The organism is Prauserella sediminis (assembly GCF_014195435.1).
GTDB classification, from domain to species: domain Bacteria; phylum Actinomycetota; class Actinomycetes; order Mycobacteriales; family Pseudonocardiaceae; genus Prauserella; species Prauserella salsuginis.
In genome coordinates this window covers 362,966-388,798 of the sequence record NZ_JACIBS010000002.1, presented here as the reverse complement: position 1 = coordinate 388,798, position 25,833 = coordinate 362,966, and the positions used below count along the sequence as shown (strand labels likewise).

Sequence of the window (25,833 nt, the reverse complement as noted above, 5' to 3'; positions counted from 1 at the left end):
GAGGACGGAGACCGGGACGTCCGGTGGGCGGCCGGCAGGCGATGTGGAGGGTAGCGATGGGCGAGGACGGTAGGGAACGGACGGCGATCGCCGAGGCGGTGAGCTGGTTGTTCGTGCCGGCATCCCGTCCCGAACGGTTCGAGCGGGCGATCGGTGCGGGTGCCGACGTGGTGGTGATCGACCTCGAGGACGCTGTCGGTGCCGACGAGAAGGACACGGCCAGGGACAACCTGGTGCGGCACTGGCCGGGCGGCGACCACGTCGTCGTGGTGGTCCGCGTCAACGCGCTGCACACCGAGCACGGTGAGGCCGACCTGGCCGCATGCCGGCGGCTCGGCCCCGACGCGGTGGTGCTGCCCAAGACCGAGAGCGCCGACGACGTCGCCGCCGCAGCCACGGCCGCAGCGGCACCGGTGCTGCCACTCGTCGAGACCGCGCGGGGTCTGGTGGAGCTCGGCGGCATCGCGGCCGCCGACGACGTCGTGCGGTTGCTGTTCGGCAGCGTCGACCTCGCGCTCGATCTGGGGGTGAGCGCCGACGCGGCCCTCGACACCGCCCGTTCCGACCTCGTCCGCTGGTCCGCGGCCCGCGGGCTGCCGCAACCGGTCGACGGAGTGAGCACCGCGATCCGCGACACCGATGCGGTGACCCGTTCCGCCGAACGCGCGCTCGCTTGGGGATTCGGCGGCAAGCTGTGTATCCACCCCACGCAGGTGCCGCTCGTGCACGCCGCGTTCGCACCCACCGCCGAGGAACTGGCGTGGGCCGAGCGCGTGCTGGCCGTCGAGTCCGACGGCGCGGCGGTCGTGGACGGTGAGATGATCGATCGTCCCGTTGTCGAACGTGCGCGGCGCATCGCGTGGCGCCGGCGGCGGGACGGCGACTGACGATCGGCGACGGGCGGCTACGTGGACATCGCGCACCTGCGGGACTTCATCAGCGTGGTGGAGGCCGGGAGCCTGTCCACGGCCGCGGGCAGGCTGCACGTGTCGCAGCCCGCGCTGAGCCAGCGCATGACGCAGCTCGAGGCCCGGTTGGGGGTGCAGCTGTTGGTCCGCGGCCCCCGGGGCGTGCGCCCGACGCCCACCGGCACCGCGCTCTACCGCGACGCCCAGCAACTCGTGCGGCAGTTCGACCGGCTCGCGCGCGACGTCGCCGACCACCGTGACAACGTGCACGGACCGGTGGCGGTCGGCCTGCCGACCACGGTCGCGGCACCACTGGCTCCCGCCCTGTTCGACTGGGTCAAGCACCACTATCCCGGTATCCACCTGCAGCTGTTCGAGTCGATGAGCGGCTACATCCACGAACTGCTGCTGGCGGGCAGGCTCGATCTCGCCGCGGTGTTCCGCGAGGACGCCGCGCCGCGGGCCGGTGAGGTGCCGCTGTACTCCGAGGAGCTCTATCTCGTCGGACAGCCCGATCCGCGGCCTCCGTCCGACGCCGAGGTGGCCCTGTCCGAGCTGCACGCCGTGCCGCTCGTCACGCCCGGTGCGAACAGTCACCTGCGTGCGCTCATCGACCGCACTTTCGCCGCCGCCGGGCTGCGGCCCGCCGTCGTGGGCGACGTGGAGTCGCTCGGCACGATGCTGCGGATCGCGGCAGGCGGGCAGGCCTGCACGATCCTGCCGCTGTCGGTCGTCCCCGGTCGCGGTGAGGCCCGAGAGCTCGGTGTCCGCCGCATCGTCGAACCGGGCCTGCGCCGACACGTGGCCGTCCGGACCACCACCGAGTCGTACGAGCCGCGGGAAGCCGTGGTGGCGGTGCGTCGCGGCGTCGTGGAGGTCACCGAGCGACTCGCCGCCGAAGGGCAGTGGCCGGGCATCGAGTGACCGTGTGGCGGCCGTCGGTGCCCGCCGGTGACCGCGTGGCGGCCGCGGGTGCCCGCCGGTGCGTCGGCCGTGGCCGGGACCCGGCGGGCCGCCGTCGGCGGACCGTCGTCTGAGATCCGAGACCATTCGTGGGTGTGAGCTGTTCAACGCCGGTGCGGAGTGGTGCGACGCTGCCTGCCATCGAAGGAGGTGGCGTATGGCGACCGAACAGCGACGGGACGACGATCCCGGCGGCCACGACGCCGGGGACGGCCGTGCCGAACCCCAAGGCGGTGCCGGCCGGGTTCCGATGTGGAAGTTCTTCGCCTACAGCGTCGTCGGTGCGTTCGTGTTCTTCGTCCCGGTCTCGATCGGCGGCGAGAGCTCGATCGTGCTGGACCATCTGGTCACCGCGGTCGAGGCCGCGATACCCGCGGCGTTGCCGTATCTGATGCTGGCGATCATTCTCGCCGGCGCGGTGTACCCGTTCGTCTCCGGGACGTGGAACCGGTCGGCGATGTCGGTGGTGTTCTCGATCGCCAAGGTGGCCGGGTTCGTCGTCGGCGGCATGCTGGTGTTCGACGTCGGACCGGCATGGCTGTTCGACGAGGACATGGGCCCGTTCCTGATGAACAGTCTCGTGATCCCGGTGGGCCTGCTGGTGCCGATCGGGGCGGTGTTCCTCGCGCTGCTCGTCGGATACGGCCTGCTCGAGTTCATCGGCGTACTGCTGCGCCCCGTCATGCGGCCGGTGTGGCGCACCCCGGGACGATCGGCCATCGACGCGGTCGCCTCGTTCGTCGGCAGCTACTCGCTGGGCCTGCTGATCACGGACCGGGTGTACCGGCAGGGCAAGTACACCGGTCGCGAGGCCGCCATCATCGCGACAGGGTTCTCCACGGTCTCGGCCACGTTCATGGTGGTCGTCGCCTCCACGCTGGATCTGATGGGCAGCTGGAACACCTATTTCTGGACCACGCTGGTGATCACGTTCGTGGTGACCGCCGTGACGGTGCGGATCCCGCCGCTGTCGCGGATCCCCGACACCTGCGCCGACGGCGTGACTCCGCGGCCGGAACAGGACGTCGGCGGCCGCCGAGTCGCGCGCGCCTGGCAGGAGGCACGTGCCACCGTGGCCGCGGCGCCGTCGCTGGGGCGCAACATCGTCGTCAACGTCGCCTCCGGGCTGCGCATGACCATGGCGATCCTGCCGTCGATCCTGTCGATCGGACTGCTGGGCCTCGCCCTCGCGACCTACACCCCGCTGTTCGACTGGCTCGGCTACCTGTTCTACCCGTTCGCCTGGATCGCACAGGCCCCGGAGCCGTTGCTGATCGGCAAGGCCGCCGCGGTGGGCATCGCCGAGATGTTCCTCCCGGCGCTGGTGGTCGCCGGATCCACGGCGGTGGTGAAGTTCATCGTGGCCGTGATCTGCGTGTCCGAGATCGTGTTCTTCTCCGCATTGGTCCCGTGCGTGCTGGCGACCGACATCCCGATCTCGGTACCGCGGATGATCGTCATCTGGTTCCAGCGTGTGGCCCTGACGATCCTGCTGGTCACTCCGGTGGCGCTGCTGCTGCACTGAGTGTCCTCGGTGCGTCCGGTCCGCCGGTCGCACCGGGGCCGTTCGGGTGCATCGACGCCGCATCGCTCACCGCACCCGCTGTGTCGCCGCGCCGCTGTGTCGCCGCGCCGCTGCACCGCTGTGTCGCCGCGCCTGCCGCCGATCCACAGCCGTGCCCGACACCGGTAAACCGCGCCGCGCCCGCCGCCGTGCCGGTGCGGTGTGCCTGCCGCCGAGTCGGCGCTACCGAAGCGTACCACCGTTAATGCGGATTCGCCTCGCTTGACCCCTCTGTGCTGGGGTGTCAGGCTGGAACGTGTTTCACATCCGGCCGCTCGTCGGAGCGCGGTTTCAGGAGGCAGTGTGGGTGCGGAAGTCGTCGTCGAAGGACTGTCCAAGTCGTTCGGCAAGCAGCCGATCTGGCGGGACGTGACGCTGACGCTGCCACCGGGTGAGGTGTCGGTCCTGCTCGGCCCGTCGGGCACCGGCAAGTCGGTGTTCCTCAAGTCGATGATCGGCCTGCTCAAACCCGACCGTGGCTCCTGCACGGTCGACGGCACCGACATCGTGCGCTGTTCGGAGCGCAAGCTCTACGACACCCGCAAGCTGTTCGGCGTGCTGTTCCAGGACGGTGCGCTGTTCGGGTCGATGAACCTCTACGACAACGTGGCGTTCCCGCTGCGGGAGCACACCAAGAAGTCGGAAACCGAAGTGCGCCGCATCGTGCTGGAGAAGCTCGAGCTGACCGGTCTGTCCGGGGCCGAGGACAAGCTGCCCGGTGAGATCTCCGGCGGTATGCGCAAACGCGCCGGGCTGGCTCGCGCGTTGGTGCTCGACCCGGAGATCATCCTGTGCGACGAGCCGGACTCCGGCCTCGACCCGGTGCGTACCGCGTACATCTCCCAGCTGCTGGTGGACCTGAATGCCCAGATCGACGCGACGATCCTGATCGTCACCCACAACATCAACGTGGCGCGTACCGTGCCGGACAACATCGGCATGCTGTTCCGCAAGGAACTCGTCATGTTCGGCCCGCGCGAGGTGCTGCTGACCTCGGACGAGCCCGTCGTCGAGCAGTTCCTCAACGGCCGCGTCCGCGGCCCGATCGGCATGAGCGAGGAGAAGGACTCGGCGCAGATCGCCCGTGAGGAGGCCCACGCGGCCGCGGGCCACCACGACGGATCGGTCGACGATGTGCGCGGCGTCGTCCCGCAGCTGCAGCCGACCCCAGGACTGCCGCCGCGAGAGGGGGCGATCCGGCGCAAGGACCGGGTGACGTCGATCCTGCACACGCTGCCGCCCGAGGCGCAGCGGGGGATCACCGCGTCGCTGTCGGACGAGGACCGGCTCCGGTACGGCATCGGCGGCACCGGAGGGGCAGGCGCGGGGGTCGGCGCTCGACCGCGGTGACGGACGACCGGTGCCGGTGTGGCCGAGCGGCCCGGGGCCGGCGGTGGGAACCGATACGTTGGAGGGGTGCAGACCGGTGAGACTTCCGCAGGATCCGTGATCCGCTTCCGTGGCCGGGCGATGCGCTCGGACCGGCCGCTGGTCATGGCGATCGTGAACCGCACGCCGGACTCGTTCTACGACCGCGGCGCCACCTACGCCGCCGACGAGGCCCTCGCCGCGGCCGAGCGGGCGGTCGCCGACGGTGCGGACATCATCGACGTGGGCGGGGTGAAGGCGGGGCCCGGCGCGGACGTGGACGTCGACGAGGAGACGCGGCGTGTGGTGCCGTTCGTGGCGCAGTTGCGACAGCGGTTCCCCGACGTGGTGATCAGCGTCGACACCTGGCGTCGTGAGGTCGGCAGGCTCGCGTGCGAGGAGGGTGCCGACCTGCTCAACGACACCTGGGCGGGCGCCGACCCGGGGCTGGCGGAGGTCGCCGCCGAGTACGGGGCGGGCTACGTCTGCTCGCACACCGGTGGCGCGGTTCCCCGTACCCGGCCACACCGGGTGCATTATCCCGACGTCGTGGCCGACGTGATCGCCGAGGTCACGCGCCGTGCCGAGGACATGGTCCGCATGGGGGTCCCCGCCGAGGGGCTGCTGGTCGACCCCACGCACGACTTCGGCAAGAACACGTGGCACTCACTCACACTCACCAGGGAGCTGGGACGGCTGGTCGACACCGGGTGGCCGGTGCTGGTGGCGCTGTCCAACAAGGACTTCATCGGCGAGACGCTCGACCGGGCGGTGGGCGAGCGGTTGCCCGGCACGCTGGCCGCGACCGCCGTGTGTGCCTGGCAGGGTGCAGCGGTCTTCCGCGCGCACAACGTGGCCGAGACGTGCCAGGCGCTCGACGTCGTGTCGGCGATCCGCGGCGACAAACCGCCCGCCCGCGTGATCCGCGGACTGGCGTGATCGTCGCGAGCTGACGGAGCCGCGCTCGAGCGGTACGATCCCGGATAAGCGACGAGCCGAGTGGAGGACGTCCATGGGTGTGAGCGATTGGATCCGGTCGTGGCCGGTCTATCGCCAGCTCACGGGCGCCGACCGGCTCGGAAGGGGAGACGCCGCCGCTTCGCCGCAGTCCCGCGAGCGGCAGCCGCGCACCGCCGATGCCGACCGGGTGGCGGGCTCGGTCTGCCCGTACTGCGCGGTCGGCTGCGCCCAGAACGTCTACGTCGGCAGCGACGCCGCGGGCGAGCGCGTGCTGCAGATCGAAGGCAACCCGGACAGTCCGGTCTCCCGAGGGCGGTTGTGCCCGAAAGGCTCGGCCAGCAAGCAGCTCGTCACCGGTGATCACCGGGAGGACCGGGTGTTGTACCGGCCCGCCTACGGCACCGAGTGGCAGGAGCTCGACCTGCCCACGGCGATGGACATGCTGGCCGACCGGGTGCTCGACGCGCGCCGCAAGGGCTGGCAGGAGACCGACGCCCACGGCAACCCGCTCCGGCGCACCCAGGGCATCGCCAGCCTCGGCGGCGCGACGCTCGACAACGAAGAGAACTACCTGATCAAGAAGCTCTTCACGGCCCTCGGCGCGGTGCAGATCGAGAACCAGGCGCGTATTTGACACTCCGCCACGGTTCCCGGTCTGGGAGCCTCCTTCGGTCGCGGCGGCGCGACGGACTATCAGCAGGACCTGGCCAACGCCGACTGTGTCGTCATCATGGGCTCGAACATGGCCGAGGCCCATCCGGTGGGCTTTCAGTGGGTCATGGAGGCGAAGGCGCGCGGCGCCACGGTGCTGCACATCGACCCGCGGTTCACGCGGACGAGCGCGCTCGCGGACAAGCACGTCCCGCTGCGGGCGGGCTCGGACATCGCGTTCCTCGGCGGCGTGATCAACCACATCCTGTCGAACGACCTGGACTTCCGGGAGTACGTGCAGGCCTACACGAACGCGTCGTTCCTGGTCAGTGAGGAGTTCGTCGACACAGAGGATCTCGACGGGCTGTTCTCGGGCTACGATCCGGATACCAGCACGTACGACACCTCGACGTGGCAGTACGAGAACGGATTCCCGGAGGACTCGGTCGAAGGCGACCGGCACCGGGAGCAGTCCGCGGGCGAACAGCACGGATCGGGCGGGCCGAAACTCGAGAGCGGCACCGGGATCGCGACCGACGAGACACTCCAGCATCCGCGCTGCGTGTTCCAGATCCTGAAACGTCACTTCTCGCGGTACACGCCGGAGATGGTGGAGCGGATCTGCGGCGTCTCCCGTGATGACTTCCTCGAGGTGTGTCGGGCGTGGACAAGCGCGTCCGGGCGGGAGCACACCGCGGCGCTGGTCTACAGCGTCGGCTGGACCCAGCATTCGATGGGCGCCCAGTACATCCGCGCGGGAGCGATCATCCAGCTGCTGCTCGGCAACATCGGCAGGCCCGGCGGGGGAGTGCTGGCCCTGCGCGGGCACGCGAGCATCCAGGGCTCGACCGACATTCCCACGCTGTACAACCTGCTGCCCGGATACCTGCCCATGCCGGACGCCCGGCACGCGGGCAAAGCCGACTACGTCGAGTCGATCCGCGGCACCCACCAGAAGGGGTATTGGCACAACGCGGACGACTACCTCGTCTCGCTGCTCAAGGAGTACTGGGGCGAGGCCGCGTCCGAGGAGAACGACTACCGCTTCGACTACCTGCCGCGCATCGACGGTGACCACGGCACCTACCGCACCGTGATGGACATGATCGACGGGAAGGTCTTCGGTTACTTCCTGCTCGGCCAGAATCCCGCGGTCGGCTCGGCGCACGGGCGGCTGCAGCGGCTCGGCATGGCCAACCTCGACTGGCTCGTCGTGCGCGACCTGACGATGATCGAGAGCGCCGAGTTCTGGCGCAACGCGCCGGAGATCGAGACCGGCGAGATCGTCGCCGAACAGTGCCGCACCGAGGTGTTCTTCTTCCCTGCAGCCTCACACGTGGAGAAGGAGGGCACGTTCACCCAGACCCAGCGGATGCTGCAGTGGCGTGACCGGGCCGTCGAGCCGCGCGGGGACCAGCGCTCGGAGCTGTGGTTCATCTACCACCTGGGACGGCTGCTGCGGCGCAAGCTCGCCAGGTCGACCGACGATCGTGACCGGCCGTTGCAGGACCTGGCGTGGGACTACCGGACCGAGGGGGACGGGGAGTTCCCGGAGCCCTCAGCCGACGACGTGCTGCGCCGCATCAACGGCGTGGACCTGACCACGGGCGAACTCCTCGACAGCTACCTCCAGCTGCGTTCCGACGGCACGACGGCGGCGGGCTGCTGGATCTACAGCGGTGTCTACGCGGGCGGGGTCAATCGTGCCCGCAACCGCACCGCACGGACCGAGCAGGACGAAACGGCACTCGAATGGGGCTGGGCGTGGCCCGCGAACCGGCGGGTGCTCTACAACCGCGCCTCGGCCGATCCGCAGGGCAGGCCGTGGAGCGAGCGCAAGAAGCTCGTCTGGTGGGACGCCGAACGCGGCGAGTGGACCGGCCACGACGTGCCGGACTTCCCGAAGACCACCCCGCCCGGCTTCGAACCGGAGTACGGCGAGGCCGGACCGGGCGCGCTTGCCGGTGACGACCCGTTCATCATGCAGGCCGACGGCAAGGCGTGGCTGTTCGCACCGAGCGGCGTGGTCGACGGGCCGCTGCCGACGCACTACGAACCGCACGAGTCGCCGATGCCGAACCTGCTCTACAGCCAGCAGGGCAGTCCGGCCCGCAAGGTGTACAGCCGTGCGGACAATCCGTCGAACCCTGCACCGCCCGAGTCCGGCGGTGAGGTGTTCCCGTTCGTGTTCACCGCGGCCCGGCTGACCGAGCACCACACGGCAGGCGGCATGAGCAGGCAGCTGGCCTACCTGTCGGAGTTGCAGCCCGCGCTGTTCGTGGAGGTCTCGCCGCAACTGGCGGCCGAGCGCGGACTCACCAACCTCGACTGGGCCCACGTGGTCACCAGCCGTGCCGCCGTCGACGCGCGGGTGCTGGTCACCGAGCGAATGCGGCCGCTGCGGCTCGACGGCCGGGTGGTGCACCAGGTGTGGATGCCGTATCACTGGGGGCCGAGCGGCAAGGTCGACGGCGACATCGTCAACGACCTGCTCGGCGTGGTGCTGGACCCGAACACGCTGATCCAGGAGAGCAAGGTGGCCACGTGCGACATCCGGCCCGGCAGGCGGCCGCGCGGACGTGAGCTGCTGGAGTACCTGGCCGAGTACCGCAGGCGCGCGGGGGTGACCGTGGCGACCGGATCGCACGTGCTCACCGCGGACACGGCGGGGTCGGATGCCGCCGCACAGGGCATGACCGTGTCGGATGCGACCGTGCCGGACAGGCCGGCACCGGACACGACAGCACCGGACACGACAGCACCGGACACGACAGCACCGGACACGACCGATCGGGAGGAGGACGCATGACCGTCTCGCGGGAGAGCTTCTTCGGGCCGCTGGACGACGTCTCGGGCGATGCCGGTTACACCGAGCACCCGGAGCGAGTCGGGTTCTTCACCGACACGTCGGTGTGCATCGGCTGCAAGGCGTGCGAGGTGGCGTGCAAGGAGTGGAACCTCCTTCCGGACGACGGGTTCGACCTGCTCGGCATGTCCTTCGACAACACCGGTGAGCTGAGCGCGAACTCCTGGCGGCACGTGGCGTTCATCGAACAGCCCGCGCCCCCACGCGAGGCGAGCCCGGCGAGGGAGGCGGACGCGGTCGATCTCGGGCTGCCGTCGTTCGATCTGCCCGGAGCCGGTACCGGAGAGGAGACGCGGACCGACTTCCGGTGGCTGATGAGTTCGGACGTGTGCAAACACTGCACGCACGCCGGCTGCCTCGACGTCTGCCCGACCGGCGCGTTGTTCCGCACCGAGTTCGGCACGGTCGTGGTGCAGGACGACATCTGCAATGGGTGCGGCTACTGCGTGTCCGGTTGTCCGTACGGCGTGATCGACCGGCGGGAGGGCGACGGCAGGGCGTGGAAGTGCACCATGTGCTACGACCGGTTGCGTGACGGCATGGAACCGGCCTGCGCCAAGGCCTGTCCGACCGACTCCATCCAATTCGGACCGCTGGACGAGCTGCGGGAGCGGGCGCGGGAGCGCGTGGCCACGCTGCACGAGCACGGTGTCACCGAGGCGCGGCTGTACGGCGAGGATCCGAACGACGGCGTCGGCGGCGACGGTGCGTTCTTCCTGCTGCTGGACGAACCCGAGGTGTACGGGCTGCCGCCGGATCCCGTGGTGCCGACGCGTGACGCGGGATCGATGTGGTCGCGGGCGGGCGTGGCCGCGGCGGCGTTCGCCGCGGCGGCCGTGTCCGTCTTCTTCGGACGGAGCCGCCGATGAGCCGGTCGCTGGGCCGCGTGAGTGCCGGGGACGGACGCCGCGAGCAGCGGCAGGCCGGCGAGGAGGACTTCCGCTCGTACTACGGCAGGCGGGTGCTGAAGGAGCCGGTGTGGGAATGGCTCGTACCGGCGTACCTGTTCGCGGGCGGGCTGTCGGCGGCGTGTGCCGAGCTCGCCGCCGGCGCCGACCTGACACGGCGGCCGCGGCTGCGGAAGGCCGCCCGCCTCGGGGCGCTCGGCGGCCTCGGCACGAGCATGTACTTCCTGATCGCCGATCTGGGCAGGCCCGAGCGGTTCCACCACATGTTGCGTGTGGCGAAGCCGAGTTCGCCGATGAGCGTCGGCACGTGGATCCTCGTGGCCTACGGGCCCGGTGTCGGTGTCGCGGCGATGGCGGAACTCCTGCCGTCCCGGCTGCGGCGGAGTCGGCCGGGAAAGCTGCTCGGCGTGCTGGCGCGCCCGGCCGGTCTGGCGTCGGCGGCCGTGGCTCCGGGCGTGGCGTCGTACACGGCCGTGCTGCTGTCGCACACGGCGGTGCCGGCGTGGAACGAGGCCCGTGACCGGCTGCCGTTCGTGTTCACCGGCTCGGCCGCGGCAGCGGGCGGCGGGTTCGGCATGGTGTGCGCGCCTGTCGACGAGGCCGAACCCGCGCGCAAACTCGCCGCGGTCGGCGCCGTCACCGAGCTGGTCACGTCCCGGCAGCTGGACGAGCGGCTCGGCGTCGTCAGTGAGGCCTACCGGACGGGCAAGGCCCACCGGTTGCGGCGGTGGTCGGAGTATCTGACCGCGGGCGGTGCACTGGGCAGTCTGCTGGCCGGCCGGAGCCGTGCCGCTGCGGTGGCCTCGGGCCTGGCGCTGCTCGCTGGGAGTGCGCTGCAGCGGTTCGGCATCTTCGAGGCGGGCGTCGAGTCCACGAAGGACCCGAAGTACGTCGTCGTGCCGCAGCGCAGGCGGGTCGACCGGGGCGAGCAGGCCTGAGGCGTGACACCGCGTGCGCCGGAGCTCGTCAGTCGTCGAGGTCGATGCGGATGGTCGTCAGGTTCGTGCCGAGCGCCCTGATCATGACGCCGTTCAGTCGCGGAAGGGTGCGTAGGCGGGCGCGGGCGTCGTCGTCGGGCAGGACGTGCGCGGTGCCGGAGTACCAGACGCCGCGCTGCCGGACCCGTACGCGTGGCTCGGCCATCAGGTTGCGCACGTAGGCCGACGCCTCGCCGTGGTCGGAGACGAACCAGAACCGTCCGTCGCGGATCGCCCCGCCGATGGGCGTGTGCCGGACACGGCCGGTGCGGTGTCCGGTGGTTTCGAGGAGCGCCTGGCCGGGCATGCGGCCGACGATCCGGCGCATCACCGGGTTGACCATCCGGTGCAGCCGGTTGACGACCCGGAACTTGCCTGCGGAGCGGGAGTCGCGTGCGCACATCATCCGTCCTTTCGAACGGTCGGCAGTTGCCGGTACTGATGGTCTCTGTTGGCTACCGGTCGAAATTAGTCGAGACTGTTGGTACCGTCAAGGAATGCGTGCACACACCGGACGCCGCCGGAACGACGAGGCCAGGGCGGCGATCCTCACGGCCGCCACGGACCTGCTCGCCGCGGGTGAGCCGGTGACACTCGGTGCGATCGCGGGCAGGGCGCAGGTCGGCAAGCAGACCATCTACCGCTGGTGGCCGTCGAAAGGGGCGGTCGTGCTCGAGGCGATGACCGAACGGGCGCGGAGTCTCGCGCCGACGGCGTCCACCGGCTCCCTCGAAGGCGACCTCGAGGCGTTCGTCGCCGCGACCTTCGCCGCCGCGGGAACACCCGAATACACCGCAACCCTGCGGGGGATCGTGGCGGAGGCACTGCGGGACGAGCACGCCGCCGCGGTGCTCGCCGAGTTCACCGCCGACCGGCGGGAACAGCTGTATCTGGTCATCGAGCGATGGCTGCCGGACGTCGACGCCGACCTCGCCGTCGACCAGGTCTACGGCGTGCTCTGGTACCGCATCCTGATCGGCCACGCCGCGGTCGACGACACCGCGGGCAGGCAGTTGGCCGCAACCATCGCGGCACAGCTGCGGGCCGGCTCCTGAGTGCAACGGTGGTGTGGGCGGATGCTGCGGACTCGTGGTGCGGAATCGGCAGTGGGGCGTGAAGGCGTCTCGGCGGCAAGCGATCCGACGGAGCGTTGTCCGGTGGATTCGAGGCCCGGTCGTGGCACACCCGGCTGTCCGTGAATGTTGCCGCCCCGGTTGTTCGCAGCTCGATAGGGACATGTATCAAATGTCTGTTCGGTAATGGAAACCGTGGATGACGTTGGGGAATGATCGAGCGGGTGCGGGCCTCCGGGTGGACGACTCGCTGGCGGAGAAACTGGTGGATGCGCCCGTGACGGCGTCGCATCCGAGGAACCTCCCGGCGCTGCATGCCGGGAGGTTCCTGCCGTTCATGCCTCCGTGTTAGTCGTGCGTTTCGCAGAAGCGGAGGACGTTCCCGAACGAGTCGGTGATCTCGATCGTGGCCCCACCGGGAGCGTCGCGATCGATGCCGGGGTTGAGGCGTGGGTGCGATCGTCCGGAGATGTCGGCCAGGAAGGTGGCGGCGTTGGCTACGGGTACCCAGACTACGGTTCCCGGTGTGCCGTCACCGTGGTGCTCGGAGAGGTCGAGGATCGTCTCGCCACGGCGTATTCGCAGGTACAAAGGCATCCCGGGCTCGAAGCGGTGTTCCCATTCGACGTTGAAGCCCAGATAGTTCAGGTAGAACTCCCGTGCCAGGGCTTCGTCGTGGATGCGCAGCACCGGGACCGGTGCTCCCGTACCAGGGCATCCAGCGGACAGGTGCGCTGATGCGGTGTTCCAGTCGGTGAAGCCGAGTTGTTGCGAGACGGTCTCCAGCGCGCGGCTATGGCTGATGATGACGTCAGTCGCGGCCAGACTTCGTCGCAGCGTTCGCGCGGCCATTTTGGCGTCGTTCAGGGTGAAGTGCATAAGTTCGTCGCCATCTCGGTGCCGTCAGCGTGGCCGGTGCCCGCGTTGCCGTCCGGGGCACCGTGACAGTCACGAGAACCTCTGGCAGAAGATGCATTCGATGTGTTCACCAAGCCGAGATTCTCGGCGCGGGCGGCAGGCCCATCGAGTAGCCCTGCGAACAGAGTACCAAAAACGAATGTCCAGCATCCAGCGGTGAGTGAGCCGCCCCGCTGCGGGCCGTCATCGTACCGATGGCGGCCGCGAAACCTCTTTGCAGGAGAATCCATCGGGAGCTGGATGCCGATTTCAAAGCCTTCGCGGGTTCCCGCGCAGGCAAGGTCACCGGCCGGTCGCGTGGTGGGACGGCGGCGCCCCTTCCTGCGCCGCGTTCTTCTGCTTCGTCCTTGTCCAAGGTTGACCGAGACGATGAGCCGGGGCCACTCAGGACTTTGCGGTTGAGGCCGCAGGCATCCGGCAATCCAGGACATCGGACCGTCACCTGCACCAGCCCTGCGCATCTGCCGCGCGATTTCGAGCAGTGGCCGTATCCGTCGGCTCTTCGAGTGCCGCCACGGACACGTGTTGGTGCGAGAACCACGGGAGAAAGCGCGCGTAGTCGACCCGGAGGTCGCTGAGTGCGGCGAAAGCGCGGTCGTGCGCGGGTGCACCGCGCTCGAGAGGCGGCGCGGTCCACGCGTGCGTCGTGAGGACTGTGCGCACCGTGCGGCCTTCGGCGGACCAGTCGGGCGAAACGGGGATCGTGGGCAGCGAAGCGTGTGGGGTGAGCTTTGTGGTCTCGGACATGATTTCTCCTCTGTTCGAGAATGTGGCACCCTCATGTTTAGCGGACGTCTGATTCGTATGTGAATAGTGTGGAATTGGAAAGTCCCGGCAGGATTCGGCGACAAAAAGCCGCCATGACCACAGGTCCGGTGGGTCAAGAAGATCGACGCGAAATGATCGTTGCTCGCGACTCGTGGCAGGCTTGCGAACCGTGCATAGTCGGCTCAGTGCGAGATCTCGCCGCTATTCGCGTCGGCGGCGATAGTGGACACCTCGCTCCAGATGATGTCGAGCGCCCAGGTGGTGTCGTCGTCAACGGGCTGATGAAACAGGTGGAATGCGAGCCCGTCGACCAGTGCGTGAAGTCGATGCGCCCGTGAAGTCACAGCTGGAGTTCCGGCCTGTCCTGTCAGTATCTCGACGAGGCGGACGCAGAGTTTGGCGAGCTGGTGATGTGCGTCGAGGCGTACCTGCAGCAGTCCTGGCACGGCGGCCCGCTCCGCAAGGAGTGCGAGATTGACCTCGTACTCGGCTCGGGTGTCAGGGTCGAGCGGGAGAACGTTCTTGATTTTCGCGAACGCATACTCGCGTGAGTCATCGTGGGGCGTAGCAGTGAGGAGTCGTTCGGTAACGCGCTCCATCATGAGCTCGGCTGAGAATTGCACGAGTTCCGAGCGCGTCGGGAAGACATGTCTGAGCGAACCGACGACGACGCCTGCATGTTCGGCGACCGTACGAACTGAAACCGCCGAAATGCCCTGATCGAGGATCACCTGCCACACCGCCTCCGCGAGCTGGGCCTTACGTGCGTCCCTGTCCATCGTCCGCGGCATGGACACATACTAGCACAGTCGTGCTACGTTGCTGTCAAACATAGAAGCACACTCGTACTACAACCTGAAAGTGAGGGCATGTGCTCATGCCCGACACCATGAGTCTGGGCACCTTGGTTGTGCTCGCCTTGGTCGACTCCATGAGTTTTGGCACTTTGCTCATCCCGGTCTGGCTGCTGATGACACCGGGTCGGGTGCGAGTGGGGCGCGTCCTGCTGTTCCTGCTCGCCGTGACGGCGACCTACTTCCTCATCGGGCTGGCTCTGCTCGTGGGTGCCATTGCGCTGATCGACACGTTCAACGGTCTGCGGGAGACTGATGCATTCCTGATCGGCCAACTCGCGGTCGGACTCGGCCTGTTCGTCGCCAGCATCCGGATGGACAACAAGGGCGCGAGGGCGCGGGCCGCTGAGCGTGCAGCGAACGGTGAAGGACGCATCTCGCGGTGGCGGGCGAAGGTGATGGGCGACGGCACGGTCAAAGTCGGGTCGGCAGCGGCCCTGATGGCACTGGCGGTCACCGCGGTCCTGGTGGAAGTCGCGACGATGATCCCCTATCTCGCGGCGATCGGAATCATCACCACCCAAGGGCCGGGCTGGCCCGGCGATGCTGCCCTGTTGGCGGGGTACTGCTTCGTCATGATCATCCCCGCGCTCGTGCTGACGTTCGGACGTATCGTCGCCCACTCCGCGCTTGCGGGGCCGCTGAGCAGGCTCGATCACTGGCTCACCAAGCATGCGCACTCCACGACCGCATGGATCATCGGCATCGTGGGCGCGATCCTCGCCCTGCGGGCGGTATCCGCGCTGGAATGGATCGGCTGATGAGCAACGCGCCGCCATCAGCTGTCGCCGCGCTCCTCGGCCGGAACCGTCCCTTGCTCCTGAAACCCACCGAACGTCCGGAGAGCGGCAATGAAAAGAGACACACATCCTCCCACGCCGACCGGCTGGCAGGTTCTTACTTCTCTCCGTCACCGTGTCCCTCGCGTCGCTTGGGTTCGGCCGGCTGTTCCACAGAAGTATCGAGTTCAGTTCCGGGCGCCAAGACCTTCGCCTGCACCGGCGAAACCTGAACCTCAGGAGGAACGAAGTCGCCAGTCATGTCATCGCAACCAATGGCGAGGGCATCCGGGTCACCCGCTGGTTCGCACATTCAGCAGAGTTCAGGAAGCTCAAATGGGAGCTCGACAATGACGCTCAGGGATCGAGGCCGGATGCCACGGCACAGTGATCTGCGACGCCCGCGTCGGAGTCGATCTGCGACCCCCGCGTCGAGGTCGAGGTGCCACAAGGCCTCATCGTCGAGCTCGATGTCCGGGCAGCCACACCCCGCGGACACACAAGGCGCATATCACCCATGACCCATGCCCAGCCGGCGGTGACCGGAGTCAGGGGTGGGCCGAAAATCAGTCAACGAAAGGTGAGAGCTGATGCGAGCAGCAATAGAGATCGTCGGAATAGTTCTGGTGATCAACGGAATCGGTGGTTTGTGGAACGACGACTTCGGGCTTTTGACACGCTTCGCCGACGGTGCTGGTCTCACCGCAGTCCAAATAGGAGCAACCACTGTAGGTGTGGCGCTGGTCGGTGTAAGTCTGCTGGGACGAAAGAACGCGAAGCAGCGCCAAAGGAAAACCGCAAGGTCCGACGACTGACCCGATGAGGACACTGACGATCTCCGCCGGCACAGACAGGCGTGCCACTTTTGAGTGGCCAGGTTTCCTGGCTCACAACGAAGATATGACACGTTTCGATCGGAACACCTTTCCCGAGCGGGATGCCGAGGCGTGGCCGCGCTTTCGTGCATGAAGTCACTTCCCGAGCGGTAGGGTTCTCGCCCGCCTCGGCGGCTGGTCTTCGCCCACCTGGTCGCGGAGTGGAGCCAGCGGCGGCGCGGAGCCAGCGGCAGCGCTCCGACGTCCAGTGGGCGATGACCGACCTGATGGAGCGGTCCTATGTGTTGGGCGAGGCATCGACCCAACTCCGTCGCCGACCCCTGCTTCCCAGTCCCGCCGCCGACCCGTGCCGCTACGTGCGGGTCGAGCCGAGCAGAAAGCCGACCAGATTCTCGGTGAACTCGTCCAGCCCTGCCTGGACGGCCTCCTCCAGATGCTGAGGGGTCGACAGGATGTGCGCGATCACCCCGCCGCACAGCGTGTCGAGCAGCAGGGTGACCGAGCTGTCGTCGGGCAGGTCCCCGCGCCGGATGCCGCGCCGCACCATGGCGCGGGCCGCCTTCACCTGCGCCTGCCGCAGCTGGTCGCAGCGCTCGGCGAGGCCAGGGATCATCGGTGCCTCGAGCATCATCCGCAGCGCGGCCTGCCTGCTCGGCCCCGCGTACAGCTCGACCAGCTGCCGAGCCAGTGCGGTCAGATCACCGCGCAGCGAACCGGTGTCCGCGTCGACGACCGGCGCCACGTGGGCGGCCAGCGCATCCAGCAGCAGCTGTTCCTTCGTCTCCCAGCGCAGGTAGATCGACGCTTTGCCGACGCCCGCCTGCCGGGCGACCGATTCGACGCTGAAGCCCGCCCAGCCGGCCTCGCCGAACACGGCGACGGCGGCCAGTGCGATCCGGCGGTCGACCTCAGGATCGCGTGGCCTGCCCGTGCTGGCGTGCGCGCGGTCGTGGTCAGAAGGTGCCGACATCGGCGGGTTCCGATCAGTGTGGCCGGTGCGGGGTCAGCGGTTCTTCCACTGCGGCTCCCGTTTCTGGGTGAACGCCACGATGCCCTCCATCGTGTCCTCGGCGACCAGCAGATGGTCCATCACCGACGACGGGTGGTTCACCGCCTCGACCGTGTCCGCGATGCCCGCGGTCTCGGCCATGAACCGCAGCGACGCGCGTACCGACGTCGGGGATCCGGCGAGGATCTCGGCGGCCACCTCGCGGGCTCCCTCGACGGCGCCGCCCGCGTCGACCACGCGGTTCACGAGCCCGTGGCGCTGCGCCTCGTGGGCGTCGAGACGTTTGCCGGTCAGGATCATCTCGTTGGCCAGCTTCGGCGGGATGGTCCGCGGCAGCCGCACGAGGCCGCCCGCCGCGGCGATGAGCCCGACCTTGACCTCGCTGAGCGCGAACCGGGCGGTCTCGTCGGCGACGACGACGTGGCACGCCATCGCGATCTCCAGGCCGCCGCCCATGGCGTACCCGTTGACGGCCGCGATCACCGGCTTCGGCAGGTGCTCGCGATGCGTGAGGCCCGCGAACCCGTTCTTCGGCGCCCACGGCAGGTTGCCGGACGCGGTATAGCTCAGGTCGTTGCCCGCCGAGAACGCCTTGTCGCCGGCGCCCGTCAGGATCGCGACCCACAGGTCCGGATCGGCGAAGTAGGCGTCGAAGATCTCGTCGAGCTCGGTGTTGGCGTCCGGATGCAGGCTGTTGCGCGCCTCCGGACGGTTGATCGTGACCTCGAGGACGTGCCCGTCTCGACGGACGAGCACGTGCTCGTACGACTCGCGCAGCGCGGGAGTGCGGGGCGGGTGGAACTCGTTCATCCGCTCCTCGGTGAGCGTGACCCGGTTGCCGTAACCGAACGAGCGTGCGTACACGCGGGTGCCCACCGGGTCGCCGGTCGTGAGCAGGTCGAGCAGCTCGTCGTCGCCGCGCTCGGTGCCCGCGACGAACCGCGTGCCGTCGGCCTCCAACCGGCCCACGACTACGCCCTTCGGCCGGCCGGAGCGGCCGTGGACGGCGGTGAACGTCTCGATCGTCGCCCAGCCGTCGGCATACCTCGTGTGGCCCGGTTTCTCGGCGGCGTCCAGTTCGGACTGCAGCCGCGCGCTGTCGTCGGGCCGCCACGGCGTGGGCGTCGTCGAGTACACGCCGACGGAGTACTTGCTGAGCATGCCGCCGTTGGCGCCGACGAGGCCGTACTCGCCGGGCCGGCCGCGTAGCAGCGTCACGGCCTCGGCGATCGCGTGCATCGAGTAGTTGTTGCCCGCGCCGCCGAAGAACGGCAGTCCGCCGGTGAGCGTCAGCCCGCGCGGATCGTCCGGCGCGATCCCGAGCCCGTCGCAGAGCGCGAACACGGCGATGGGGAAGCAGCTGTAGAGGTCGAACGCGGCCACGTCGTCGAGTCGGATGCCGGCGACCTCGAGCGCGTGCCGCACGGCCGCGACGGCCGCCGGATACGACGACAGGTCGGCCCGGTCGACGAGGGCGTGTTCGCGCAGATCCGCCTGGCCGTGCAGGAACACCCACTTCTCGCGCGGCACCCCGAGCCGCTGCGCCGCCGACAGCGACATCATCAGCACGGCCGCACCCTGGTTGACCTTGTCGCGTGAGACGACGTAGCGCGGATACGGATCGGCGATCATCCGGTTCGACTCGGTGACCGTCGTCAGTTCGGCGGCCGAGCGTTCGACCGGCGCCGCGGCGTACGGATTGCGCGCTGCGACGGCCGTGAACGGGGCGAACAGCTCGCCCATGGCGCGCGCGTACTCCTCGCGCGAGGTTTTCAGCCTGCCGCGGCGGGCGTTCTCGAACAGTGCGTACTGACCCGCCGGGTCGGCCAGGCCCGCCGCGAGGAGCTCCTGGGTCATCAGGCCCTGCAGGCCGCGGCCACGGTCGTCGAGCTGTCCGCCGACGTGTTCGGTGAAGTCGGGCTTGTCCGTCGCCGACGCGAGATGCTGGGCGGTCGAGATCGCCTCGGAACCGAACAGCAACGCCACCTCGGCCTCGCCCGCGGCGATCGTGGCGGCGAACTCGTTGACCAGATGCTGCGGACCGTGCCCGCCGACGACGTCGAGGATCGCGCGCCGCGGATCGGCGCCGACCCGCCCCGCGACCGACCGCGGATAGTTGTCCGAGCTCCCCAGCGGCGGGAACGCACCGGGAGTCGAATGCTCGAACTGGCGCATCGCGGCGGCGGTGTCGACGGCCGCCGCCACCGCTTCGGCGTCCGCGCCCGTGTCGGCCAACGCGGCGCGGGCCGCCTCTGCGGCCAGGTCGACCGCCGAGAGCCGGCGATAATCCGCGTCGTCGATGCGTTCGGCGGACTGGCCCACGCCGACCAGCACGGGCGTGCGGGGATCGAGACCGTCGAGGCTGCGTGGGGTGGTCATGTCGTGCTCCTTGCGGTGGTCGACGTGGGAAACGCGGCGAGCCGGATCCGCGCGGCCTGCGCCTCCGGTCCGCTGCCGGGGTCGCCGTGCCACGTGAGCCTGCCTTGCCCGACGAGGTGCTCGAGGTGCGATTCGGTTTCGGCGAGGGCGCTGATCCGCATGTGCCCGACCTCGTCCCACGGGCGGGACCAGGTCAGGTGCGTCGCGACCTGCCACGGCGTCGGGGTGCCCAGGTCGGCGACCACATCGACGATCTCCTGGCAGCGGCGCTCGTGGTGGTCGGCGAGCAGCCGGGCACGCTCACCGAGTCCGCGGAAGCGATACTCGTGGGCCGGGAGCGCGTCGTGGTCGTCGAAGTCCTTGGTGCGCGCGAGTGAGGTGAGAAAGTCCGCCAGCGGCGAACCGGTGCCGCCCGGGTAAAGCCCGATGTTCGGGGTGATGCGCGGCAGCAGGTGGTCGCCGGTCAGCAGCAACCGCTCGTCGACCTCCTGCAGGCACAGGTGCCCTGGCGTGTGACCCGGGGTCCACACCGCGCGCAGCGTCCGCCCCGCCAGCGGGACGAGATCGCCGTCCTCCAGCAGGACATCCGGATCGGCCATCGCCGCGGCCTCCGGGTCCCGCGCGTCGAACGGGCCGCCGAGTTCGTGGGCGTCCCCCTCGGGCGCGCCCCGGTTCCGCAGCCACTCGGTGAGCGTGCCGTGCGCGCCGAGGGCGCCGGACATGCGCTGGGGCAGCGTGTCGCGCTCCGCGGGGTGCATCGCGATCCAGGCGCCGGAGGTCTCGCGGAGCCGTGCGGACAGGCCGTGGTGGTCGGGGTGGATGTGGGTGGCGACGATGCCGGTCACGTCGGCGGCCGCGGCACCCGCTTCGGCGAGCCCGGCCCGCAGCGCGTCCCAACCCTCCTGCGAATCCCAGCCGGGGTCGACGACGAGCAGCCCGCCGTCGCCTTCGACGAGGTAGCTGAGCGTGTAGCGCAGCGGGTTGTGGGGAATCGGCACCGGCACCGACCAGATCCCGCCGGCCACCCGCTCGACCGGCGGCAGCGTGCGCTCCTGCCACGCGGTCCACTGGGCAGTGCCGAGGACCGTGACGCCCTCGGGTGGATTGTGTCGGCTCGGGTCGGTCAACGTTGACTCACCGGCTTTCCTAGACGGTCGTCGTCCATAAGTGCCTCACCGAACGTATCCCGCCGCGTCGACGCCGCTCAACGAGTGCTTGATCACGTCCCTTTCACGCGCGGCGCACCCGGCGGTGCGTACCGTGCGGGCAGCAGAGGTCGAGAAAGGGGAGACCGGGGGCATGTCCGGCATCAACAGCGACGACGGCGGCCGGCGGGCCGGCGAGGTGGACGGCGCCGAGAGCGATCCGGCCGACGAGACCGGCGAGGCCGAGGAGACCGGCGTGGTCGACGGGCCCGGCGGCCACTCCGGTCCCGTCGACGGCAGGTTGCGGACCGTCACCGGCTGGGTGCTGACGATCGGCGGACTGTTCGGCCTGGCGGCCGCGTTCGTGTTGACGCTCGAGAAACTCGCGCTGCTGGAGAATCCGGACTACCGGCCGAGCTGCACGCTCGATGCCACGGTGTCGTGCTCCTCGGTGATGCAGAGCGACCAAGCGGCCGCGTTCGGCTTCCCCAACCCGCTCGTCGGCCTCGTGGCGTTCCCCGTCGTGGTCACGGTCGGTGTGGCCGTGCTGGCCCGCGCACGGTTGCCGCGGTGGTTCTGGCTCGGCATGCAGGCGGGCACGCTGTTCGGCGTCGGGTTCGTGCACTGGCTGATCACCCAGAGCCTGTACGAGATCGGAGCGCTGTGCCCGTACTGCCTTGTCGTGTGGGCGGTGACCATCCCCGTCTTCTGGTACACCACGGCCCACAACGTCGCCGCCGGACACCTGCCCGGCATCGCGGCGCGGCCGGTGCGTCACCACGTGTGGGGACTGGCGCTGTGGCTCGCGCTCGTCGTGTTCCTGGTCGTGCAGCGGTTCTGGGACTACTTCTCGGGCCTGCTGTGAGCGTGGGATCGGCTCTGGATCCGGCGCCGTGCCGGGGCCGGCCGTGGCACGGGGCCGGTCGTGCGTGACGCCGACCCCGCCGCAGCGGACCGGATCCGGTGGAACGAGCGGTACGCCGCGCGGCGGCCCGACTTCGCCCCGCACCCGCTCGTCGCGGACGCGCGGGCCGCGGGCCTGCCCGGTGGGCCGGTGCTCGAACTCGCGGGCGGCCGGTCGGGGAGTGCTCTCGCGCTGGCGGCGGACGGTCGCGCGGTGACCGTCGTCGACGTCTCCGACGTGGCACTGGCCCAGCTGCGCGACGAGGCGGTGCGACGTGGACTGGACTCGTGCATCGACTGCGTGTGGGCCGACGCGGCGCCCGTGCTCGCCGGTGGGGCGCATGCCGGGCCGTGGGCCCTCGTGCTCGCCACCCGGTTCTGGGACGAGGCGGCCTTCACCGCCGGCGCGTCCGCCGTCGCGCCGGGCGGCGTACTCGCCTGGGAGGCGCTGCGGCGGGACGAGCCGCAGGACGAGGAGGCGGCCCCGCATCCGTACCGCATTCCGCACGGCGGCCTGTCGGCTCGCCTGCCCAGCGGATTCACGGTGCTGGCCGAACAGGCGACCGACACGACGACCCGGCTGCTCGCCCGCGCACCCGGCCGAGCGGCGGACAGGCGCTGACAGGCGCTGACAGGCGGCGCGGCGACCGTGCGGGGGCGGTCCGGTCAGTCGCGGAGCTTGGCGCGCAGCCGATCGACCTCGGCCTGTGCGAAACCATGGGTGTGCAGGTACGGGCGCACGCCGCCGTGCCGGGCGTCGACCTCCCGCAGGAACCGCTCCATCGACTCGGCGCGGGGCCGGTGCTCGTCGATCGTCTTGCGGTCGATGTCCTCGCGGTAGGTCTCCGAGCGGCGCAGTCTGCCGATGATCGCCTCGATCCGGTGCGCCGTCGCCGCGTAGTCGGCGGCGATCGCCTCCCGGTCGACGCCGGCGATCTCCAGCGCGAACGCCGTGACGACGCCCGTGCGGTCCTTACCGGCCGCACAGTGCACCAGCGCGGCACCCGGCGCGTCCGTGATCGCCCGCAGTGCGCCGACGATGCTGTCCGGCCGGTGGGCGACGTAGCCGAGGTAGTGCGCTACGACGCGGTCGGGTTCGCCGTCCGGTCCGGCGTCGCCGTCGGCCCGGTTGCGGGCCAGCAACGCGTCGTCGCCGCCGTCCGGCAGGAGGGAATGGTGGACATGCCGCACGCGCGAGTACGCACGCAGTGGTGCCGGCCCCTCGGCGTCGATCTCGTGGGCGGTGCGCAGGTCGACGACCGTGTCGAGGCCGATCGTGTCCACCAGCAGGCCGAGGTCGGCCGCCGACAGGTCCTGCAGATTGTCGGCCCGCAGCAACCGGTTGCGGGCGGTCGTCGTGCCGTCGGTGGTCGGGATGCCGCCGACGTCGCGGATGTTGACCGCGCCGTCGAGTTCGAGCCAGAGGATGCCTTCGGGGTTCGCCAGATGCGTCACGTCCGCCAGTCTTCCAGAACGTGAGCGGCGTTCACACCGCCTCGATCGGCAGCGCCCCGGAGTCGCGGTCCGCACGCAGCGTCGTCTTGAGCACCTTGCCGCTGGGATTGCGCGGCAGCGCGGACACGACCGCCAGCTTCCGCGGCCGCTTGTAGCGGGCCAGCCGCTGCGTGCACCACTCCTCCAGCTCCGCGGCCGTCGGCGGGTCGCCCTTCTCGTGCGGCGCGAGCACGGCCAGCGGTGTCTCGCCCCACTTCTCGTCGGCCATGCCGATCAGCGCGACCTCGGCGATCTTCGGGTGGCCCGCCAGGACGTCCTCCACCTCGGCACAGTAGATGTTCTCCCCGCCGGAGATGATCATGTCCTTCTTCCGGTCGACGACGTAGAAGTAGCCGTCCTCGTCCTGCCGGACCAGGTCGCCGGAATGGAACCAGCCGCCGCGGAACACCTCGGCCGTCTCGGCGGGCTTGTTCCAGTACTCCTTCATCACCATCGGGCTGCGGTAGACGATCTCGCCGACCTCGCCGCGTGGGACGTCGTTCATGTCGTCGTCCACCACGCGCACCTCGACGTTGAGCATCGGCGTGCCCACCGAGCCGATCTTGCGCAGCGAGTCCTCGCCGCGCAGCAGCGTGGTGATCGGACTGCACTCGGTCTGCCCGAACGCGGTCGACAGCTCCGCCTGCGGGAACTTCTCCATGATCGTGCGCAGCAGCGTCGTCGAGGCCGGTGCGGCACCCCAGGAGATCTGCTTCAGGCACGACAGGTCCCGCTGGTCGATGTCCGGCACCGAGACGATCGCCTGCCACTGCGCGGGAACGAGGAACACCGACGACACACGCTCGCGTTCGAACGTGTCCAGCATCCCCGCCGGGTCGAACCGGCCCGACGGGGACAGCACGGTGCGCCCGCCCATGAGCAGGGTCGGCAGCATCCCGGACATGCCCGCGATGTGGAACAGGGGAGCGGCGGCCATCCACACGCGGTCCTCGCCGGTGATGCCGATCGTCGCCATGTTGCTGAACGCGTGCATGACGAGGTTGAAGTGCGTCAGCACCGCACCTTTCGGTTTCCCCGTGGTTCCGGAGGTGTACATGATGAACGCGGGGTCGTGCTCGTCGACGCGCAGCTCGTCGAACTCCGGTGACGCGTCGCCGAGGGCCGGTTCGTACTCGTCGGCGCCGGGCACGGATCCGGCCGCGGCCGCGTCGCCGTAGACGAGGCACACCGGCGGATCGGTGAGTTCGGCCGCCGCCTGCGCGTAGGTCTCGGCCAGCGGTGCGTGGACGACGGCTGCCGCGGCGCCGCTGTCGCCCAGTACGTAGGCGATCTCCCCGGCCGCGAGGCGGAAGTTGACCGGCACGCAGATGCCCCCGACGCGCGTGGCGGCGAAGAAGGCCTCGACCACTTCGAGCGTGTTCAGGCCCAGCACGGCGATCCGGTCGCCCTGCCCGACGCCGCGGTCGCGCAGGGCGTTGGCGAGCCTGCTCACCCGCTGGTCGAGTTCGCGGTAGGTGCGCACCGTGGTGCCGAAGACGAACGCCGGTTCGTCGCCGATCGTGCGGGAGTGCCGGGCGAGCTGGTCGCCCATCGTCATGCCGCGGCCCAGCATGCGGGGGATCTCGGGGGACCGGCGGGGATCGGGGGTGACTGCAGAGGGTGCGGACATCGTTGACCTCGCCATCCTCGGGAGTGGCCGTCGTCGGCGGCCACCCACGGTGTCGCCGGTCGGGCCGTGTGACCGGCGCCATAGTCGCCCGCCGTGCCGCTCGCGGTCAAGGCAGTCGAGTTAATCCTGGTTCGCCGTACAGCAGTGCCCGCGCGGCGGATTTCCACACCTCGACGTGACGATCCGTCGCCGGATCACGGGATTCGAAGGCGTACGGCAGGGCGGCGCCGCGCATGCTGGTGAACAGCAGTTCGCGCAGCTCGTCGTATCGCGGGTGCTCGCGGACCGACGGGCCCCAGATCCGGTCGGTGACCGCCCGGATGGACTCGCGCAGCTGTCGTTCGGCGGGACGCAACGCGCTCGCGAGTGCCTCGTTGGTACGCGCGGCGGCCCACAGTTCCACCGCCGCCCAGAAGTGCGGTTCGTGGAACGTGGCCCACAGCAGCTCGATACAGCGGTCGACACGTTCCGGCCCGTCGGGGTGCCCCGCCAGTGCGTCGGACACGCGGATCTCGGTCTCCCGGAGCCTGCGGTTCGCCAGATGCTGTGCCGCCGCCACCAGCAGCCCGTCGCGGGAGGGGAAATGGTGCAGCAACCGTCCCCGCGACACGCCCGCCCTGGCCTGGATCGCGAGTGTGGACGCACCCGCGTAACCGCTGTCGACGAGACAGTCGACCGCGGCGTTGAGGATCAGTTCACGACTGCCCGCGCTGCGTTCTTCCCGGCTGCGTGGTTCCTCCCGGCGGCGCGGTTCCTCGCGACGGCGCCGTGCCGCGAGCGATCCGGTGCCGCGGCCGGAGGCCGCCGCGGGTGCCGGGCCGTCGGTCGTTCCTCCATCCGGAGGGCGCGCGCGATCGGTCATGTTCGCAGCGTAAGCCCC

Annotated in this window: 22 protein-coding genes and 1 pseudogene; 13 read left to right on the top strand and 10 right to left on the bottom strand. The window is 69.8% G+C overall.

Features of this window, described 5'->3' with window-relative positions; translation table 11 throughout:
• Nucleotides 1–56: 56 nt before the first annotated feature.
• The 8 genes and pseudogenes from FB384_RS20170 to nrfD all read left to right on the top strand — a co-directional run bounded on the left by FB384_RS20170 (nucleotide 57) and on the right by nrfD (nucleotide 11,126).
• On the top strand, nucleotides 57–887 hold the full coding sequence (locus FB384_RS20170) for an HpcH/HpaI aldolase/citrate lyase family protein (protein ID WP_183786317.1): 831 nt from the start codon (nucleotides 57–59) through the stop codon (nucleotides 885–887).
• A gap of 21 nt (nucleotides 888–908) precedes the next feature.
• Nucleotides 909–1,832: a LysR substrate-binding domain-containing protein gene (locus FB384_RS20165; protein ID WP_183786316.1), complete on the top strand. Its 924-nt coding sequence runs from the start codon at nucleotides 909–911 to the stop codon at nucleotides 1,830–1,832.
• A gap of 196 nt (nucleotides 1,833–2,028) precedes the next feature.
• Nucleotides 2,029–3,396, top strand: coding sequence for a YjiH family protein (locus FB384_RS20160; RefSeq protein ID WP_221213396.1), 1,368 nt, complete (start codon nucleotides 2,029–2,031; stop codon nucleotides 3,394–3,396).
• Between the two features lie 342 nt (nucleotides 3,397–3,738).
• The gene (locus FB384_RS20155; protein ID WP_183786315.1) at nucleotides 3,739–4,785 is read left to right on the top strand and encodes an ABC transporter ATP-binding protein; all 1,047 of its coding nucleotides are present in this window, start codon (nucleotides 3,739–3,741) and stop codon (nucleotides 4,783–4,785) included.
• 120 nt (nucleotides 4,786–4,905) lie between these two features.
• Nucleotides 4,906–5,742, top strand: coding sequence for a dihydropteroate synthase (folP, locus tag FB384_RS20150; RefSeq protein WP_183786432.1), 837 nt, complete (start codon nucleotides 4,906–4,908; stop codon nucleotides 5,740–5,742).
• 73 nt (nucleotides 5,743–5,815) lie between these two features.
• Nucleotides 5,816–9,076 (top strand): annotated as a pseudogene (fdh, locus tag FB384_RS20145) (formate dehydrogenase); the annotation flags it as partial.
• A 143-nt stretch (nucleotides 9,077–9,219) separates the two neighbouring features.
• Nucleotides 9,220–10,149: a 4Fe-4S dicluster domain-containing protein gene (locus FB384_RS20140; protein ID WP_183786313.1), complete on the top strand. Its 930-nt coding sequence runs from the start codon at nucleotides 9,220–9,222 to the stop codon at nucleotides 10,147–10,149.
• Nucleotides 10,146–11,126, top strand: a complete 981-nt coding sequence (gene nrfD / locus FB384_RS20135; RefSeq protein ID WP_183786312.1) for an NrfD/PsrC family molybdoenzyme membrane anchor subunit — start codon at nucleotides 10,146–10,148, stop codon at nucleotides 11,124–11,126. Before FB384_RS20140 ends, nrfD begins: the two co-directional genes overlap by 4 nt.
• Nucleotides 11,127–11,154: 28 nt before the next feature.
• On the opposite strand, the gene FB384_RS20130 is transcribed toward nrfD, so the two are convergent.
• A complete protein-coding gene (locus FB384_RS20130) occupies nucleotides 11,155–11,568 on the bottom strand; it encodes a nitroreductase/quinone reductase family protein (RefSeq protein WP_183786311.1) in 414 nt (137 codons plus the stop codon).
• Nucleotides 11,569–11,662: 94 nt separating this feature from the next.
• On the opposite strand from FB384_RS20130, the gene FB384_RS20125 reads away from it, so the two are divergent.
• Nucleotides 11,663–12,220, top strand: a complete 558-nt coding sequence (locus tag FB384_RS20125) for a TetR/AcrR family transcriptional regulator (protein WP_183786310.1) — start codon at nucleotides 11,663–11,665, stop codon at nucleotides 12,218–12,220.
• A gap of 366 nt (nucleotides 12,221–12,586) precedes the next feature.
• Here FB384_RS20125 and FB384_RS20120 read toward each other — a convergent pair whose 3' ends face one another.
• The 3 genes from FB384_RS20120 to FB384_RS20110 form a co-directional block, all read right to left on the bottom strand.
• Entirely contained in the window at nucleotides 12,587–13,117 is a 531-nt protein-coding gene (locus FB384_RS20120; protein WP_183786309.1) for a glyoxalase superfamily protein, read from the bottom strand.
• A 477-nt stretch (nucleotides 13,118–13,594) separates the two neighbouring features.
• On the bottom strand, nucleotides 13,595–13,903 hold the full coding sequence (locus FB384_RS20115) for a hypothetical protein (RefSeq protein ID WP_183786308.1): 309 nt from the start codon (nucleotides 13,901–13,903) through the stop codon (nucleotides 13,595–13,597).
• 203 nt (nucleotides 13,904–14,106) lie between these two features.
• Nucleotides 14,107–14,715, bottom strand: a complete 609-nt coding sequence (locus FB384_RS20110) for a TetR/AcrR family transcriptional regulator (RefSeq protein WP_183786307.1) — start codon at nucleotides 14,713–14,715, stop codon at nucleotides 14,107–14,109.
• Nucleotides 14,716–14,801: 86 nt separating this feature from the next.
• Between FB384_RS20110 and FB384_RS20105 the strand changes: the two genes are divergently transcribed.
• Together FB384_RS20105 and FB384_RS20100 are read left to right on the top strand one after the other, a co-directional pair.
• A complete protein-coding gene (locus FB384_RS20105) occupies nucleotides 14,802–15,539 on the top strand; it encodes a GAP family protein (protein ID WP_183786306.1) in 738 nt (245 codons plus the stop codon).
• 608 nt (nucleotides 15,540–16,147) lie between these two features.
• Nucleotides 16,148–16,372: a hypothetical protein gene (locus FB384_RS20100; protein WP_183786305.1), complete on the top strand. Its 225-nt coding sequence runs from the start codon at nucleotides 16,148–16,150 to the stop codon at nucleotides 16,370–16,372.
• Nucleotides 16,373–16,745: 373 nt separating this feature from the next.
• Here FB384_RS20100 and FB384_RS20095 read toward each other — a convergent pair whose 3' ends face one another.
• Genes FB384_RS20095 through FB384_RS20085 form a run of 3 tightly spaced genes read right to left on the bottom strand, consistent with a single transcriptional unit; the run spans nucleotide 16,746 to nucleotide 20,908 of the window.
• A complete protein-coding gene (locus tag FB384_RS20095; protein ID WP_183786304.1) occupies nucleotides 16,746–17,363 on the bottom strand; it encodes a TetR/AcrR family transcriptional regulator in 618 nt (205 codons plus the stop codon).
• Between the two features lie 33 nt (nucleotides 17,364–17,396).
• On the bottom strand, nucleotides 17,397–19,781 hold the full coding sequence (locus tag FB384_RS20090) for an acetyl-CoA acetyltransferase (protein ID WP_183786303.1): 2,385 nt from the start codon (nucleotides 19,779–19,781) through the stop codon (nucleotides 17,397–17,399).
• On the bottom strand, nucleotides 19,778–20,908 hold the full coding sequence (locus tag FB384_RS20085; RefSeq protein WP_183786302.1) for an MBL fold metallo-hydrolase: 1,131 nt from the start codon (nucleotides 20,906–20,908) through the stop codon (nucleotides 19,778–19,780). The genes FB384_RS20090 and FB384_RS20085 overlap by 4 nt, the downstream gene beginning before the upstream one ends.
• Before the next feature lie 133 nt (nucleotides 20,909–21,041).
• Between FB384_RS20085 and FB384_RS20080 the strand changes: the two genes are divergently transcribed.
• Nucleotides 21,042–21,791: a vitamin K epoxide reductase family protein gene (locus tag FB384_RS20080; protein WP_323985350.1), complete on the top strand. Its 750-nt coding sequence runs from the start codon at nucleotides 21,042–21,044 to the stop codon at nucleotides 21,789–21,791.
• A 60-nt stretch (nucleotides 21,792–21,851) separates the two neighbouring features.
• Nucleotides 21,852–22,451, top strand: coding sequence for a methyltransferase (locus FB384_RS20075; RefSeq protein WP_183786301.1), 600 nt, complete (start codon nucleotides 21,852–21,854; stop codon nucleotides 22,449–22,451).
• Between the two features lie 44 nt (nucleotides 22,452–22,495).
• Here the strand turns inward: FB384_RS20075 and FB384_RS20070 are convergent, their stop codons facing one another.
• From FB384_RS20070 to FB384_RS20060, 3 genes are all read right to left on the bottom strand, one after another.
• Complete coding sequence (locus FB384_RS20070) at nucleotides 22,496–23,257, bottom strand: tyrosine-protein phosphatase (protein WP_183786430.1); 762 nt, start codon at nucleotides 23,255–23,257, stop codon at nucleotides 22,496–22,498.
• A 58-nt stretch (nucleotides 23,258–23,315) separates the two neighbouring features.
• The gene (locus tag FB384_RS20065) at nucleotides 23,316–24,881 is read right to left on the bottom strand and encodes a long-chain-fatty-acid--CoA ligase (protein WP_407676101.1); all 1,566 of its coding nucleotides are present in this window, start codon (nucleotides 24,879–24,881) and stop codon (nucleotides 23,316–23,318) included.
• Nucleotides 24,882–25,059: 178 nt separating this feature from the next.
• Nucleotides 25,060–25,815 (bottom strand): TetR/AcrR family transcriptional regulator, encoded by a 756-nt coding sequence (locus tag FB384_RS20060; protein WP_183786300.1) that lies wholly within the window; start codon nucleotides 25,813–25,815, stop codon nucleotides 25,060–25,062.
• Between the last annotated feature and the right edge of the window lie 18 nt (nucleotides 25,816–25,833).